Raw genomic sequence first — 12,425 nt, 5'->3', positions numbered from 1 at the left:
TGGAATGATCCGCGGGTTAAGCCGCCCGCGGTTTCGATCCGGAACCGTCGCATCCCGAAAGTGCGGCGGTTTCTTCGTTTTGGAGGTTTCGCACGGTGCCGCCGGGGCGTAGCGCATGCGACAGTTCCAGATGTCGGAGAGGCGCGTCGTTTTCGACAATATCGAGCAGCAGCGAGGCTGCCGTCGCCCCCATGCTGAGATCGGGCATTTCGATCGAGGTCAGCGTCGGATTGATGAGCTTGCCGATGGCGATGCCGTCAAAGCCGGCAACGGAGATATCGTCGGGCACCCGCAGGCCTTCGCGATTGATCGCACCGATGACGCCAAGCGCGATCAGATCGTTCGAGCCGATGATGGCGGTCGGCGAAAATGTCCGCAAAGCCTGGCCGAGATCCATCTGGTCATAGCCGCTGACGAAGGGCACCTCTACGGCCTCGAGCGGGGCGACGCCCGCTGCCTCCATCGTCTGCAGATAGCCGCGGTAACGCAAGAGCGCACGATCCGAAGCTTTGAAGCTACCGGAGACATAGAGGATGCGCCGGTGGCCCATGGACAAGAGATGTTCGGTCAGCCGGCAGCCTGCCGCATAATTGTTGACGGTAACGGCAGCCGGATATCGGACGGTCGGAGAGCTGCCAAGCAGCACTGTCGGCGGCAGGTCCTGCGCCAATGCCGGGCTTGTCTCACCATTGCAGACCGTCAGGATCAGACCGGTCGGCCGCTCGCCGAGAAGCCCTGCCACGGCATTGGCCTCCTGATCGGGATCGTAATTCGACTGGGCGATGAGAACGCTGTGGCCGGCGACCAACATGCGGTTCTGGATGCCTGAGAGGGACGACGCGAAAACCGGATTGGTCACACTCGGCACCAGCACGCCAATAACAGGCCGGCGGCCGCTGCGGGCAGACGGTGCGGCCGCCCGATAGCCGACTTCGGCGGCAGCGCGGCGCACGCGAAGCGCCGCCGCCTGGCTGACGGGACCGCTGAGGTTCAGCACGCGGCTTGCCGTCGCCATGGAACATCCGGCCTTTAGCGCAACCTGTTTCAACGTCGTCATCGCCGTCCTGTCCGTTTCCGTCGAGGTTTGCAGGCTCTTACGGGCCGATTGTCATGAAATGATGACGGCAGCGGCTCGGCCGACCGCACACGGATCAGACCTTGTCGTCGATCCAACCCGTTTTTCCGGTGTCGCCCTCGGCTCGCCGCTGTTCGACAAGTGCCGATACGATATCGATGAACCGGCGTGCGCTTGGCTGAGGCTCCGGTTTCAGCCAGGCGGCGGCGATCGGCAAGGACGGTGGCGCCGGTGTCACCCGTCTGAACGCAAGCCCATCGCGGGAGAGACGGGAGATCCCGGCGGTGACGAACCCCATTCCCACGCCGGCTGCCACGAGCCCTGTCAGCGTCGTCATCGGCGTCACCTCCTGCACAATGTCCGGATTGATATCAGCGGCAGCAAACAACGCAATGACGCGGTCATGGATACTCGGGCCGATCGCGCGCGGCGCAATCAGAAAATGCTCGCCGGCAAGATCCGCAATATCAATGACCTGGCGATCGCATAGCGGATGGTTCGATGGCAAAGCCAGTACCATCTCTTCTTCCGGAAGCGGATGGATTTCGAGATCCGGACTCGAAAGCGGCGGATGCAGAACGGCGAGATCGATCGTTCCGGTGAGAAGCGCTGATTCGAGCGATGGCGAATTCATTTCGACAAGCTCGACATGAACCTGCGGATATCGGCTGCGAAACAGCTGAACGGCTTCCGGCAGAAACCCGTAGAAAGCGATGACGGTAAAGCCGAGGCGAAGCCGTCCGATCTCGCCGCGCACTGCCTGCAATGCCCGCTCCCTGGCGACCATAGCGTTGTCGATCGCCCTTTTGGCCGGCTCCAGGAAGACCCTTCCGGCGGGGGTCAAGGAAACCTTGCGGCGATCGCGTTCGAAGAGGTCTGTGCCGATCTCCTGCTCCAACACCCGGATACGCTGGCTGAGTGAAGGCTGGGTCAGGTGCAGCCGCTCTGCCGCGCGACGGAAATTCAATTCCTCCGCGACTGCGACGAAGCAGGCCATCGAGCGAATATCCATTCCCACCTCTGATAGGGAAAGCCAATCACAGAAAGGTAATTTCCGATTGGAAGACAATCACTGTGATCCCTATCCTTTTTCAGTGCAAGAGGCATGCGCCTCTGCGTGTTCGAAGGAGACAGAGCCATGCGGATACTAAAACGCCTTGCAACAGGTACACTTGCCACTGCAGTAAGCATCACCGTCACGAGCGCGGCCTTGGCCCAATCGGTGGACATCCTTTCGGCGATCACGGCAGGACGCGTCGCGGTCATCTCGGATGGTGACTATATCGCCAGGACTTATGCGGACTCGGCGCTGCCGCCGGAGGAGGCGGGACATGCCGATATGCTGACGGTGCTCTCGATCGCCGATGGGCGCGTGACAAAAAGCGCGATCTCCGTTTCGAATTCCGTCACGGCAGCGCCTGAAATCCTCGAACTCACGCCTGACGGCCGCAACGCCTTCGTCACCGAACGTCTCGGTCAACGGCCGGACGGCGCCAGAACGGCCAGGGATCTTCCGGCCGGCAACCGCGTCTTCGCCATCGATCTTTCCGATGCCGCCAATCCGAGGCTTGCCGACACGGCCGAGATCGGCATAAATCCGGAAAGCCTGGCGGTCAGCCCCGACGGGCGCACCATCGCTATCGTTTCAAATACCAGCCAAGCAAGCCTGCTGCAGATCGTGGAATTTTCCGATGGCCGGTTTGGCGATGTCGCGAAATTCGATCTGGCCGCTCTCGGCATCGAGGGATCGACAAAGGGAGCAAGGGGCGGCGTCACGGCCACCAACGTTCAATGGCACCCTTCCGGCCGTTATCTCGCGGTCAATATCAATACACAGGACCGCATCGCCTTTTTCGAATTCCGGAATGCGGAGGCAGGTCCCTCGGTGCATCCGTGGGGCGACACCGTCGCGGTCGGCCGGGATCCCTTCGTCGGCCGTTTCACGCCGGACGGACGCCATTATCTCACGTCGAACTGGGGGCGGAATATCGCGGCGACGAGCCTTGATGGCCGCATTCCGAAGGCATCCTCGACCATGACCGTCATCAGGCTCGCCGGTCCGGAGACGGCGAACGCCCGGCATGAACAGCTCGGGACGATCGAGACCGGCGTTTCGGCGGAGGGAATGGCCGTGAGCCCGGATGGACGCATGGTCGCAACGATCAACATGCAAGGGACCTCTTTTCCTGAAGATTCGCCTCGCCACCAGCGCGAGGCCGCCGTCTCGCTGCTGACATTCGATCCACGCACCAGCACGCTGACGAAAGTCGGGGATTTCGCGTTCGAAGGCGTTCTGCCCGAAGGCGGAACCTTCGATCTGGCCGGCGATCACCTGTTGACGACCGTATTCGAAGGCCATCGCGGCGCAGGACCGGATGCCGGCGCCGGGATAGAGGTCTTCCGCGTGGTGAAGGGCAATATGCCGGCCCTGGAAAGATTAGGACGCGTGGCGTTGCCGCATGGAGTTCATCACGTCGATATTGCGCCGTGACGCTTCCGCAGCACGATTTCTGCCTTGCCATTTCTGCCGGGCGGCGCCTGCGGAGGCATTACACCGGATGCGTCAGCCGCGCTTGGGCTTAAGGCCGAGAATCTGGCGCACGCCATCCTTGGTGAAGGGCTGCGTCAGTTGGCTGACGAAGCCGGGGGCGATCTGGCCCTTGATGCCGATATCGGTCGAGGATGGGCGGTCGGGATTGAAATACGTGCCGAACAGTTGGTCGAACAGCACGACATTCTCGCCGTAATTGGTGTTGCCCTCGCGGAGATCCTTCGAATGGTGCCAGCGGTGCAGCCTGGGCGTCGAGAAGACGAAATCGAAAAGGCCCGTCCGCATGTCGACGTTGCAATGGGTCAGGATGCCGATGAAGGCCGTGACGGCACCAAGCCACCAGAAGACCTGCAGCGGGGCGCCGAGCAGGTAGAGCGGGATCTGGCTCAACGCGATCTTGAACAGGGAATCGATGACGTGGAAACGGCCGGTATTGATGACCCAGAGGCGGGTGACGCTGTGGTGCAGGGCATGAAAGCGCCAGAAGAACAGCCGCTCATGGGCGATGCGATGCGCCCAATAAAGGCCGAATTCAGCGATGATGACGGCCAGAGACGCCTGGAAGAGCATCGGCCAGGATGATGGCCAGAGGCTGAATTGCATGGCGGCAATCGGCTGCAGCAGGGCTGCGGCAAACATCGGAAAGATGACCCCGGCAAGCGCCGCCAGTTCGACGAGCCCCTTTGTCAGGACCGTGTGGGCAATATCGTTGGCCGTTTCACCGTCTGCCTGGAGCCAGCGTTCTTCATAGGGAATGATACGCTCAACCAGGAAGAGGAGCAGGACCGCGCCCGCATAGATTGCCGCAAATGCGACCATCGGATGCGCGCTTGCAAAACCAAAATAGGCGCCCGTCAAACCGAAGAAGAACACCAATGGCCAAGACAGATAGGCAAGAATGTACTTCGCGGCTGCGGCTGCTTTCGACGTCAATGTCATGTCCCCTCAGGAGCTCGCCGGCCTCAGGCGCGTTACCCAATTCCTCCCTTGATCGCGCGCCTCCCTCGCTGCACGGATCGATCCGGTAACGCCCCGGCCCGGTGTTCCCGCCACTCATGCCATTGATCGCGGCGGAATGCACGCCCGAGTTCTGCATGGCTGCTCGGAGGATCCGATAGAGCTCAGCAAATCTCGATGATCGGCAATCGCATCAGTCATCGCCAGATTGGCAGTATTTTTTGCAGCCTTGTCACTGCGAGTGCGAACATAAACTTCCAAGGCTTGCGCTACGTCAATTTGAGGTGGGGGACCAACCGATTGCCAAATTGATTGACGTTAACCTTTGATTAACCATGGCTCCCTAGCCTTCAGGAGACGCAGCAACACTCTCCCGTAACTTTGTAGGAGGCCAAAATGTCGCTCGTAACCGTGCCCGGTAAGATCCGCCTTTGTGGCACTCACGCTGTTCTCATCATGATGGAAGGCAACCTGCATCAGGCCGTGTGCATCGCAGGCGATGCTCTTCCTTCCTCTGCTGGTGATATGATCCATGGTCTCATCGAGAGACTAGACCTCTACGAATGTATCGCTGACCGCAAGTTCATGGACGGTGAACTGGCCTATGACGGGCGCGTCTGGATTACCTCATCGGACATCGATCCGCGGCCCCTGCAAAACCGGCTTTGATAGCCGCCGGGACGTAAGGAACCCTGATGGTCTGCAAGCCAATCAGCGCTGGCTTGCTCATTCCATCAGGTCGCCGCCGCGTAGCCAACTCTTCGCGGATTAACCCATTAATTAGCGATCGCTTGCGTTAGCGACCGATGATGTTAGCCTCATCGCATCGTTGAGGGCTGAGTATGACGATTGAAGAGCTGATCGATTTGCAGGAAGCAGGTTCACGGGCGCGAGTGCTCGGATTGAAGGCGTACGAGAACCCGTATCTCGAAGCGCACAGGATGCCTACTGGCGATACCGGCGCTCTCGGCGATTGGCTTGCGCGACACGACGCTTGGAAATTCGGTTGGGAAGCGGAAGACGCCAGTCGTGAAGGCCGAATTGCCACTCACTTCAAGGAACTGGTCTCGCTTTCCAAACGGCCTGCGCTCGACCCATGATCGTTTTGCGGTTCACGCGCCAACGGCCAGTTCGGTCTCTCTTCACCGCCGTCGCCGAGCGATCCGAGGGCCAGGCCCCCAGATAGAGGCGAGCGAGAATCCGCCGCCCACACATTCGTGTCTTGAGACTGTCGCCGCCCTTTGCCAGATTGCGGCAGCGGCTTTAGGGCTGCCTCAATAAAATCAAAGGGATTGGTCCATGAAACGCGATATTGAGATCACGACGGCTGACGGCATTGCCCGGGCGTCGATTTTCCGCCCCAAGGGCAGCGAGGGCAAAGTCTTGCCTGGCGTTCTCTACTATATGGACGCGCTCGGGCCGCGCGAGGCGACCGACATCATGGGTGAACGCCTGGCCGCGGCCGGCTATATCGTACTGCTGCCCGATCTCTTCTACCGTTTCGGCTCATACGGTCCCTTCGACGGCTCCTCCTTCGGTAACGAGACCGCGCGTGCCGAGATCATGAAGATGATCCGCGAGACGACGCAGGAGATGACGAAGAAGGACAGCGAAGCCTTCCTCAACGCGCTCGAGGCCGAAGGCGTTTCCGGTCCGGTCGGCGCCGTCGGCTATTGCATGGGCGGGGGCCGCGCCTTGACGGCAGCGGCCACCTATGCCGACAGGATCGCGGCAGCCGCAAGCTTCCACGGCGGCAATCTGGCAAGCGAGGCACCCGACAGCCCGCATCGCCTCGCCGGCGACATCAGGGCGCGCGTCTATGTCGGCGTGGCCGGCGTCGATGGCAGCTTCCCGCCCGAACAGTCCGCCCGTCTCGCCGAAGCGCTGCGCAGCGGCGGCGTCGACCACATCATCGAGAACTATATCGGCATGTCACATGGCTGGACCGTTCCCGACCGCGGCGAGACCTACAGTGAAAAGGGTTCTGAGCGGCACTGGAAGCGCCTGCTCGAATTTTTTTCGGAAACGCTTGGCTGAGATCGGCGAATGCGACCCCGCCCGACCCCCGGGCGGGTCTGCGACCTGCTACGGAATAGCCAGACTTTGCTGACGTGATAGCGCGATCATTCCGGTCATCTGCGGGGCCCCCGCAGAACGACGCCCTGGCAGGAGGCGACATTAACCCATTGGGCTCGCACAGCGAATTATCTCGCAGCGTGGCGACAACACTCTTGGCCATCAGTTTGCCACGATGTGCCCTACCCTCGCAGGCGTGTGCCCCAAACGAGAATTGGATTGATGATCAACTTCACGAAATCTGCCATCGGCATTCTGCTTGCCCTTGGCACTGCAGCCTCCACGTCGAGCATCGCGTCTGCGCAATATTACGACGGTTACGACAGAGGCCCGCCGCCCCGTTTTGAACCTGACAGAGATTGGGGCCGGCCTCCGCCGCCGCCGCCCGGTTGGGGTCGTCCGGGCCGCGGTCGCTGCGATCCGCGATGGGCTGAGGACAAGGCGCGTGATTTCGGCTTCCGCCGTGCACGCGTCGTCGACGTCACGCCGCGGCGTGTGATCGTTCAGGGCTGGACACGGCGAGGTCCCGGCGAGATCAGCTTTGCCAATGTCCGCGGCTGCCCGACGCTCCGATAACGGCGGCTGGCCGATATGAAAAACGCCCTCGGTCGGGAAACCGGACCGGGGGCTTGCGGACAAACCCAACCCGCCAATCATGCGGTCAGGCTTCTGACGAAGACGTGAACGGACCGTCATCCGATTGAATTTCACGCTGTCCGGCCTAACATCAGCTCTATGAGCGGATTGCGGGCGCGCGCAGCGCAAAAGCGACTAGTGGCCGAAAGCTTTGACGTGCCGCCTGGAGGCGGCGCATTCGTCCTGCCGCGCATGGCCGTCGGGCTGTTCCTCACCGATCAGCCGGGCCACCGCATAGCTGTCGGATCAGACAGGCGAAAGCCCATTCCGCTTGCCGCCGGCGAGGGCTGGATATTGCCGGCAGGAGCATCCGGGATCTGCGAATATGATGCGGCCCTCTCCTATCTGAAGCTCGAACTGCCCGATGCACTGCTTGTCGATGTCGGCTTCGACCGGGCACGGGATGCAGGCCCGGTTGTCGGCCGCATCGATCCGCTGCTCGCAGAGTTCGCGCGCCTGGCGGTCTCGACGGCCGGGGAACCGGTATCGCTCTATCACGAAACGATGGAACTCGCGCTTGCCGCCCATCTTGCGCATCTGCTGTCGCCGCGCTCGGACGGGACGGCAGCGGTCGATGACCGGCGCCTGCAGCGCGCAGTCGCCTATATCCATGACAATATCTCCGAAGAGCTGTCGCTGGACGAGATCGCTGCCGAGGCCGCGATCAGCCGCTTCCATTTCGTGCGTGCTTTTCGAAAGGCTTTTGGCTTATCGCCTTACCAATATGTCATCCATGAACGGATGGAGCGTGCAAAAATCCTGCTGAAGACGACGCGGCTGCCAGTCGCGGAGGTCGCAGCCCGTGTCGGCTATGACGACGTCTCCCGCTTCGGCCGGCATTTCCGGCGCCATGTCGGTGTCACACCGGCCGCCTTCCGTATGAAGTGACCGCCACAAAGCGCAAGAAACGCCTGTCCATTGCCAAGAATGGCTCCGGCGGCCTGCGCTCATTCCTGCCAAATTTCCTTCGCCCCCAATGTGGAGAGGATGGAGGATTTGCGATGAGACGCCTTGCTCTTTCGATGATCGGTGCGGCCCTGATGAGTGCGAGCGCTTTTGCCGCCGATATTAAGACGCGGCAGGTTTCCTTCGAGAATGAGGGAACGACACTCGCCGGCACGCTCTATCGTTGTCATGGCGCTGCTCTCGTCGATTGATCAACGATAGTCGATTTCAGCGGATCGGCAAGTTCCCAAGGCAGGTGACGACGTCAGCATGGGCCGAAGCCGGTCGTTGATGGCATTTGCTGATTTCTTGAATTCCTGTTGCACTGAATTAGCCGCCCGGCCAGTCATTCGAAGGCTCCTCGACCAAGGTCGGATCGTCTGCCGGATCCGGATCCCGCTCATAGGCAGTCTTCATTTCTGCCAACTCATCCTCGATTGACGCTATGACCTCCAGGGCTTTGGCGCCCGAGACGACATACTCATCGACGAGCTTCTCGAGCCTGAGGCGAAGCTCGCGGACATATGGCTTGTCTGTTCTGGTATCGATCCGTTCTCGCTTGGACATTGCATCCTCCTTGCCGCGGTATTCGGAGAACGCGTGAAATTCCAAAAAGATGCGTAGTGTGACTGAAGCGGGCAATGCCTGTCTCGATTGGGGGAATGGTAGAAGCCTTCACAACCCCAGTAAGAACCAGAATCCATTTGCGAAGAAAAATTCCTAAATCATTGAAAATTGATTCGTTTTGAGTCGGAACGAATCACTCTCGTTCGTCTTGAGTCGCTACCACGTGATTCGGAGTGAGTGTCATGGCAAGTGGCATGCGTGCGCAATGGAAGGGATTCCTCAAGTTCGGTGAGGTGTCGTGCGGTGTCGCCCTCTACACGGCTGCAAGCACCTCCGACCGCATCACGTTCAACACAATCAACAAGGCGACTGGAAATCGGGTAAATCGCATCTTCATCGACAGCGAGACCGAGGATCCTGTTCCGAAAGAGTTGCAGACCAAGGGTTTTGAGATCGACAACGGTCAATACATAATCATTGATCCGGAAGAAGTTGCCGCAACAATCCCCGATAGCAACAAGACGCTCGATATCGAGGCGTTCATTCCGTGCTTGGATGTCGATGACCTATATTTCGACAAGCCCTACTATCTCACACCCGACAAGATGAGTGGCGACGCTTTTGCCGCCCTACGTGACGGCATGGCGAAGTCTAAGGTCGCAGCCATTGCACGCGCGGTCCTCTTCCGTCGGATGCGCACCGTGCTCATACACCCTCATGGAAAAGGCCTGATCGCAATCACGCTGAACTACGACTACGAAGTCCGCTCGTCGAAGAAGGCGTTCGAGGAGATGCCCAAGATCAAGATCCAGGGCGAGATGCTCGCGCTTGCGAAGCACATCATCGGTACGAAGAAGGGCGAGTTCGATCCGGCCACCTTCGAAGACCGCTACGAAGCCGCGCTCGCCGATCTCGTGAAGGCAAAGATTGAAGGCCGCTCGCTGCCGAAGCCGAAGAAGGTCGAGGTCTCCAAACCCAACGATCTGTTGGCCGCTCTTCGCCAAAGCGCCGGGATGATGAAGGCTGCGGCGGAAAAACCGAAACGCACAGCCGCCAATGCCAATGCTGGCACAGGACGGCAGCCTGCCGTGCGTGGGGCGGCTTCGAAGACGGCTTCTTCGAGATCCGCCACGCAGCGCAAAGCTGGCTGAGGAGATAGGTCATGGCCCCGAAATACTATTGGAAAGGCTACCTGAAGCTTTCGCTGGTCACCTGCCCGGTGGCGATGACCCCGGCAACATCGGAATCCGAGAAGGTCCGTTTCCACACCCTGAACAAGGACACCGGAAACCGCGTGGTTTCCCAATACATCGACTCGGTGACCAGGAAGCCGGTGAAGGAAAACAACGAAGCGAAAGGGTATGCCCGCGGCGAGAACGACTACGTCATCCTGACCGACGACGATCTCGACGCGGTAGCGCTCGAGACGGTGAAGATGATCGACATCGAAACGTTCGTGCCCGCCGAGAGCATCGAATGGGTCTATCTGGAAAAGGCACACTACCTGATGCCGGACGATCCCGTCGGGAACGAGGCCTTTGCCGTGATCCGCGACGCGATGAAGGCCGACAAGGTCGTGGGCGTCTCGAAGCTCGTCATGGGCCGGCGGGAACGGGCGGTGATCCTCGAGCCCCGCAATGAAGGCATCGTTCTGTGGAGCTTGCGCTTCGGCGACGAGGTTCGTCCGGAAGAGAATTACTTCGAAGACATCGACGATAAGGCCGACCCGGATCTTATTCCGTTGATCCAACAACTCATCAAGCAAAAGTCCGCTCGCTGGTCGCCGGACATGGCGAGCGACCCGATACAAGAAAGCCTGCTGAAACTCATCGATGAGAAAAGGAAGGCGCTGAAGCCGAAGAAGACCGCCAAAGGCAAGAAGACGGAGGCCGGGGCTCCCGCTTCAAACGTCATCAACATCATGGATGCCCTAAAGAAGAGCCTCGAGGCAGATCTCAAGGGCAGGAAGGCAGGGTGATTCCATGCATCTTCTGGAAACCAAGGTTGCTCACGAGCGGACTGTCTGGCGTGTAGATTTTGTCGGTGACGATGGGGAAGCGGTGTCTATCAAGGTTGCGGACGGTCACGCTGCTAGCGAGGAAGAGGCCATTGAGCGTGCGAAGGAAGTCATGGTCCAGCTGACGGCATACGGCACGCGTGGCGGCGGCCGCAGCATCAACGCTTATGATGCTGCCAGCAATGGAAACTTCGACGACGAGCCGTTGCTGGATACGTGGCACTGATGCGCCTGGGAAAGTCCAGCCTTTCAAGCAACAAAAAAGGCCGGGGCGAAACCGCACCGACCTTCCTCACCATCGCCAATTCACCAGTGCCAGTACATCCGTGGTCAAAAGCATTTCAGCGATGCGGCGTTGCGAGCAGCGAATTTCAGCGCTCATCAGCAATGCCGATGAAAGTGTTCTACCTCAGAAATGTGTTCGCAACAAGCCGCAACTAGAAATCAGACACTGGACCAATGGTTCACGGGCTCCCACGCTGGGCATTCCTCGACCACGGCCACTGACCATCGATCCCGGCCTCGAGCGAAAAGCTCAGGAAAGTTCGAATGAGGACGATAAGCCCGAGAAGGCCGACGCTTTCCCAGGTCAGAGGAGCAATAATAGTAGCGATGATATCCGCCCCAATCAGGATTTCGAGCCCAAGCAATATCCCCCGCCCGAGATTGGCGCGATAGCACTCATAGGCATCGCATTGTCCGGACGAGAGCAGATCCCGGACGTATCCAGCCGTTGCCACGGCCACGCCGATCAGGATTACGCCGACCCCGAAAAATTCGAGTCCGGTCGCAAGCGGCTTCAACACGGGAGCGATCAGGTTGGCAAGACCGCTCGCTTCACTACCAATGTCCATCTCAGTATCCTCTGTAATAAACTGAAAAGCCCTGACGTCCAGTTTCTGTCAATTGGGTTCGGCACCTGACGTGCTGGCGAAGAGAGCAACGCCGGCGATGATGGCTGGCAGGCTAAAGGCGGCCACAGGGATGAACATGTAGCCGGCCGCTCCGGCGCCGCATCCGACGGCAAACGTCAGGACAGCGGTGGCCATCTTTTTCACCCGTGCTTTTGCGACGGTGATTTCCTGGGCTTTCGAGTTGGCAAGGATATCGGCAAGATCGAGCATGATCTGTGTCGTCGTACCCGTCATCAGGGTGGTCGGCGGCGCTTTCGACAGATGGGACCGGTGAAGACCGTTCTGTATGGCCATTGCCGACACCAGTGTCATCGCAACTGCAAACGTAACGCCGTTCTCGTCGCCGTGGAATGGACCATAAACAATGGCAATGACCGCTACCGCGGCGAGCAGGATCAATTTTACGACCAGCATCGGCCGGACGGGGGAGCGATTCCGGTTTTGAAGTTTCAGGCAGACCAGCCGGGACGCGAAGACGACCAGGCAGAACATCGGAAGGACCAGCACCTTCGACAGGGCTCCGCCAAGGCCATGCGCCATCGTTGCGCCCAAGGTCACGAAGTTGCCTGTGACATGCGCAGTAAAAAGCCCTGAAAGAGCCAGGAAGCCGAGCGTATCGACGTAGCCGCCATTGAAACTCAGAAGGGTGGGAAGGGAGGGAAGCTTCATTTCTTGACCTCTATTTCT

General features: G+C 59.7%; 17 protein-coding genes. 11 read left to right on the top strand and 6 right to left on the bottom strand.

Annotation, left to right across the window (positions count from 1 at the left end):
- Positions 1-16: 16 nt before the first annotated feature.
- Together H4W29_RS28070 and H4W29_RS28065 are read right to left on the bottom strand one after the other, a co-directional pair.
- Positions 17-1,057, bottom strand: coding sequence for a substrate-binding domain-containing protein (locus H4W29_RS28070; protein WP_183726353.1), 1,041 nt, complete (start codon positions 1,055-1,057; stop codon positions 17-19).
- Between the two features lie 94 nt (positions 1,058-1,151).
- Complete coding sequence (locus H4W29_RS28065) at positions 1,152-2,087, bottom strand: LysR family transcriptional regulator (RefSeq protein WP_192732068.1); 936 nt, start codon at positions 2,085-2,087, stop codon at positions 1,152-1,154.
- Positions 2,088-2,213: 126 nt separating this feature from the next.
- Here H4W29_RS28065 and H4W29_RS28060 point away from each other — a divergent pair, with 126 nt between their 5' ends.
- Positions 2,214-3,566, top strand: coding sequence for a lactonase family protein (locus H4W29_RS28060; protein WP_192732067.1), 1,353 nt, complete (start codon positions 2,214-2,216; stop codon positions 3,564-3,566).
- A 72-nt stretch (positions 3,567-3,638) separates the two neighbouring features.
- On the opposite strand, the gene olsE is transcribed toward H4W29_RS28060, so the two are convergent.
- Positions 3,639-4,559 (bottom strand): ornithine lipid hydroxylase OlsE, encoded by a 921-nt coding sequence (olsE, locus tag H4W29_RS28055; RefSeq protein WP_376776594.1) that lies wholly within the window; start codon positions 4,557-4,559, stop codon positions 3,639-3,641.
- A 420-nt stretch (positions 4,560-4,979) separates the two neighbouring features.
- Between olsE and H4W29_RS28050 the strand changes: the two genes are divergently transcribed.
- The 6 genes from H4W29_RS28050 (at position 4,980) to H4W29_RS28025 (ending at position 8,452) form a co-directional block, all read left to right on the top strand.
- Complete coding sequence (locus tag H4W29_RS28050) at positions 4,980-5,252, top strand: hypothetical protein (protein ID WP_192732065.1); 273 nt, start codon at positions 4,980-4,982, stop codon at positions 5,250-5,252.
- A 173-nt stretch (positions 5,253-5,425) separates the two neighbouring features.
- Positions 5,426-5,683, top strand: coding sequence for a CrpP-related protein (locus H4W29_RS28045; RefSeq protein ID WP_192732064.1), 258 nt, complete (start codon positions 5,426-5,428; stop codon positions 5,681-5,683).
- Between the two features lie 199 nt (positions 5,684-5,882).
- Entirely contained in the window at positions 5,883-6,620 is a 738-nt protein-coding gene (locus H4W29_RS28040; protein WP_192732063.1) for a dienelactone hydrolase family protein, read from the top strand.
- A gap of 258 nt (positions 6,621-6,878) precedes the next feature.
- Complete coding sequence (locus H4W29_RS28035) at positions 6,879-7,235, top strand: hypothetical protein (RefSeq protein WP_376776593.1); 357 nt, start codon at positions 6,879-6,881, stop codon at positions 7,233-7,235.
- Between the two features lie 198 nt (positions 7,236-7,433).
- The gene (locus H4W29_RS28030; protein ID WP_312872425.1) at positions 7,434-8,183 is read left to right on the top strand and encodes a helix-turn-helix domain-containing protein; all 750 of its coding nucleotides are present in this window, start codon (positions 7,434-7,436) and stop codon (positions 8,181-8,183) included.
- A gap of 113 nt (positions 8,184-8,296) precedes the next feature.
- Complete coding sequence (locus H4W29_RS28025) at positions 8,297-8,452, top strand: hypothetical protein (protein WP_192732060.1); 156 nt, start codon at positions 8,297-8,299, stop codon at positions 8,450-8,452.
- A 118-nt stretch (positions 8,453-8,570) separates the two neighbouring features.
- On the opposite strand, the gene H4W29_RS28020 is transcribed toward H4W29_RS28025, so the two are convergent.
- Entirely contained in the window at positions 8,571-8,807 is a 237-nt protein-coding gene (locus H4W29_RS28020) for a hypothetical protein (protein WP_192732059.1), read from the bottom strand.
- Between the two features lie 242 nt (positions 8,808-9,049).
- On the opposite strand from H4W29_RS28020, the gene ku (H4W29_RS28015) reads away from it, so the two are divergent.
- Genes ku (H4W29_RS28015) through H4W29_RS28000 form a run of 4 tightly spaced genes read left to right on the top strand, consistent with a single transcriptional unit; the run spans position 9,050 to position 11,265 of the window.
- Positions 9,050-9,958 (top strand): non-homologous end joining protein Ku, encoded by a 909-nt coding sequence (ku, locus tag H4W29_RS28015; RefSeq protein WP_192732058.1) that lies wholly within the window; start codon positions 9,050-9,052, stop codon positions 9,956-9,958.
- A gap of 11 nt (positions 9,959-9,969) precedes the next feature.
- Positions 9,970-10,785, top strand: coding sequence for a non-homologous end joining protein Ku (ku, locus tag H4W29_RS28010; RefSeq protein WP_192732057.1), 816 nt, complete (start codon positions 9,970-9,972; stop codon positions 10,783-10,785).
- A 4-nt stretch (positions 10,786-10,789) separates the two neighbouring features.
- Entirely contained in the window at positions 10,790-11,050 is a 261-nt protein-coding gene (locus H4W29_RS28005) for a hypothetical protein (RefSeq protein WP_192732056.1), read from the top strand.
- Positions 11,050-11,265 carry a hypothetical protein gene (locus H4W29_RS28000; RefSeq protein ID WP_192732055.1) on the top strand — a complete coding sequence of 72 codons (216 nt, stop codon included), beginning with the start codon at positions 11,050-11,052 and terminating at the stop codon, positions 11,263-11,265. The genes H4W29_RS28005 and H4W29_RS28000 overlap by 1 nt, the downstream gene beginning before the upstream one ends.
- Positions 11,266-11,288: 23 nt before the next feature.
- Here H4W29_RS28000 and H4W29_RS27995 read toward each other — a convergent pair whose 3' ends face one another.
- Together H4W29_RS27995 and H4W29_RS27990 are read right to left on the bottom strand one after the other, a co-directional pair.
- On the bottom strand, positions 11,289-11,678 hold the full coding sequence (locus tag H4W29_RS27995; protein WP_192732054.1) for a DUF1622 domain-containing protein: 390 nt from the start codon (positions 11,676-11,678) through the stop codon (positions 11,289-11,291).
- Between the two features lie 48 nt (positions 11,679-11,726).
- The gene (locus H4W29_RS27990; protein WP_192732053.1) at positions 11,727-12,407 is read right to left on the bottom strand and encodes a YoaK family protein; all 681 of its coding nucleotides are present in this window, start codon (positions 12,405-12,407) and stop codon (positions 11,727-11,729) included.
- Positions 12,408-12,425 lie beyond the last annotated feature (18 nt).

It is taken from the genome of Rhizobium viscosum (assembly GCF_014873945.1).
Classification (GTDB): Bacteria; Pseudomonadota; Alphaproteobacteria; order Rhizobiales; family Rhizobiaceae; genus Rhizobium; species Rhizobium viscosum.
Note: the sequence above shows the minus strand (reverse complement) of the source record. Positions and strands in the feature narration are given on the sequence as shown.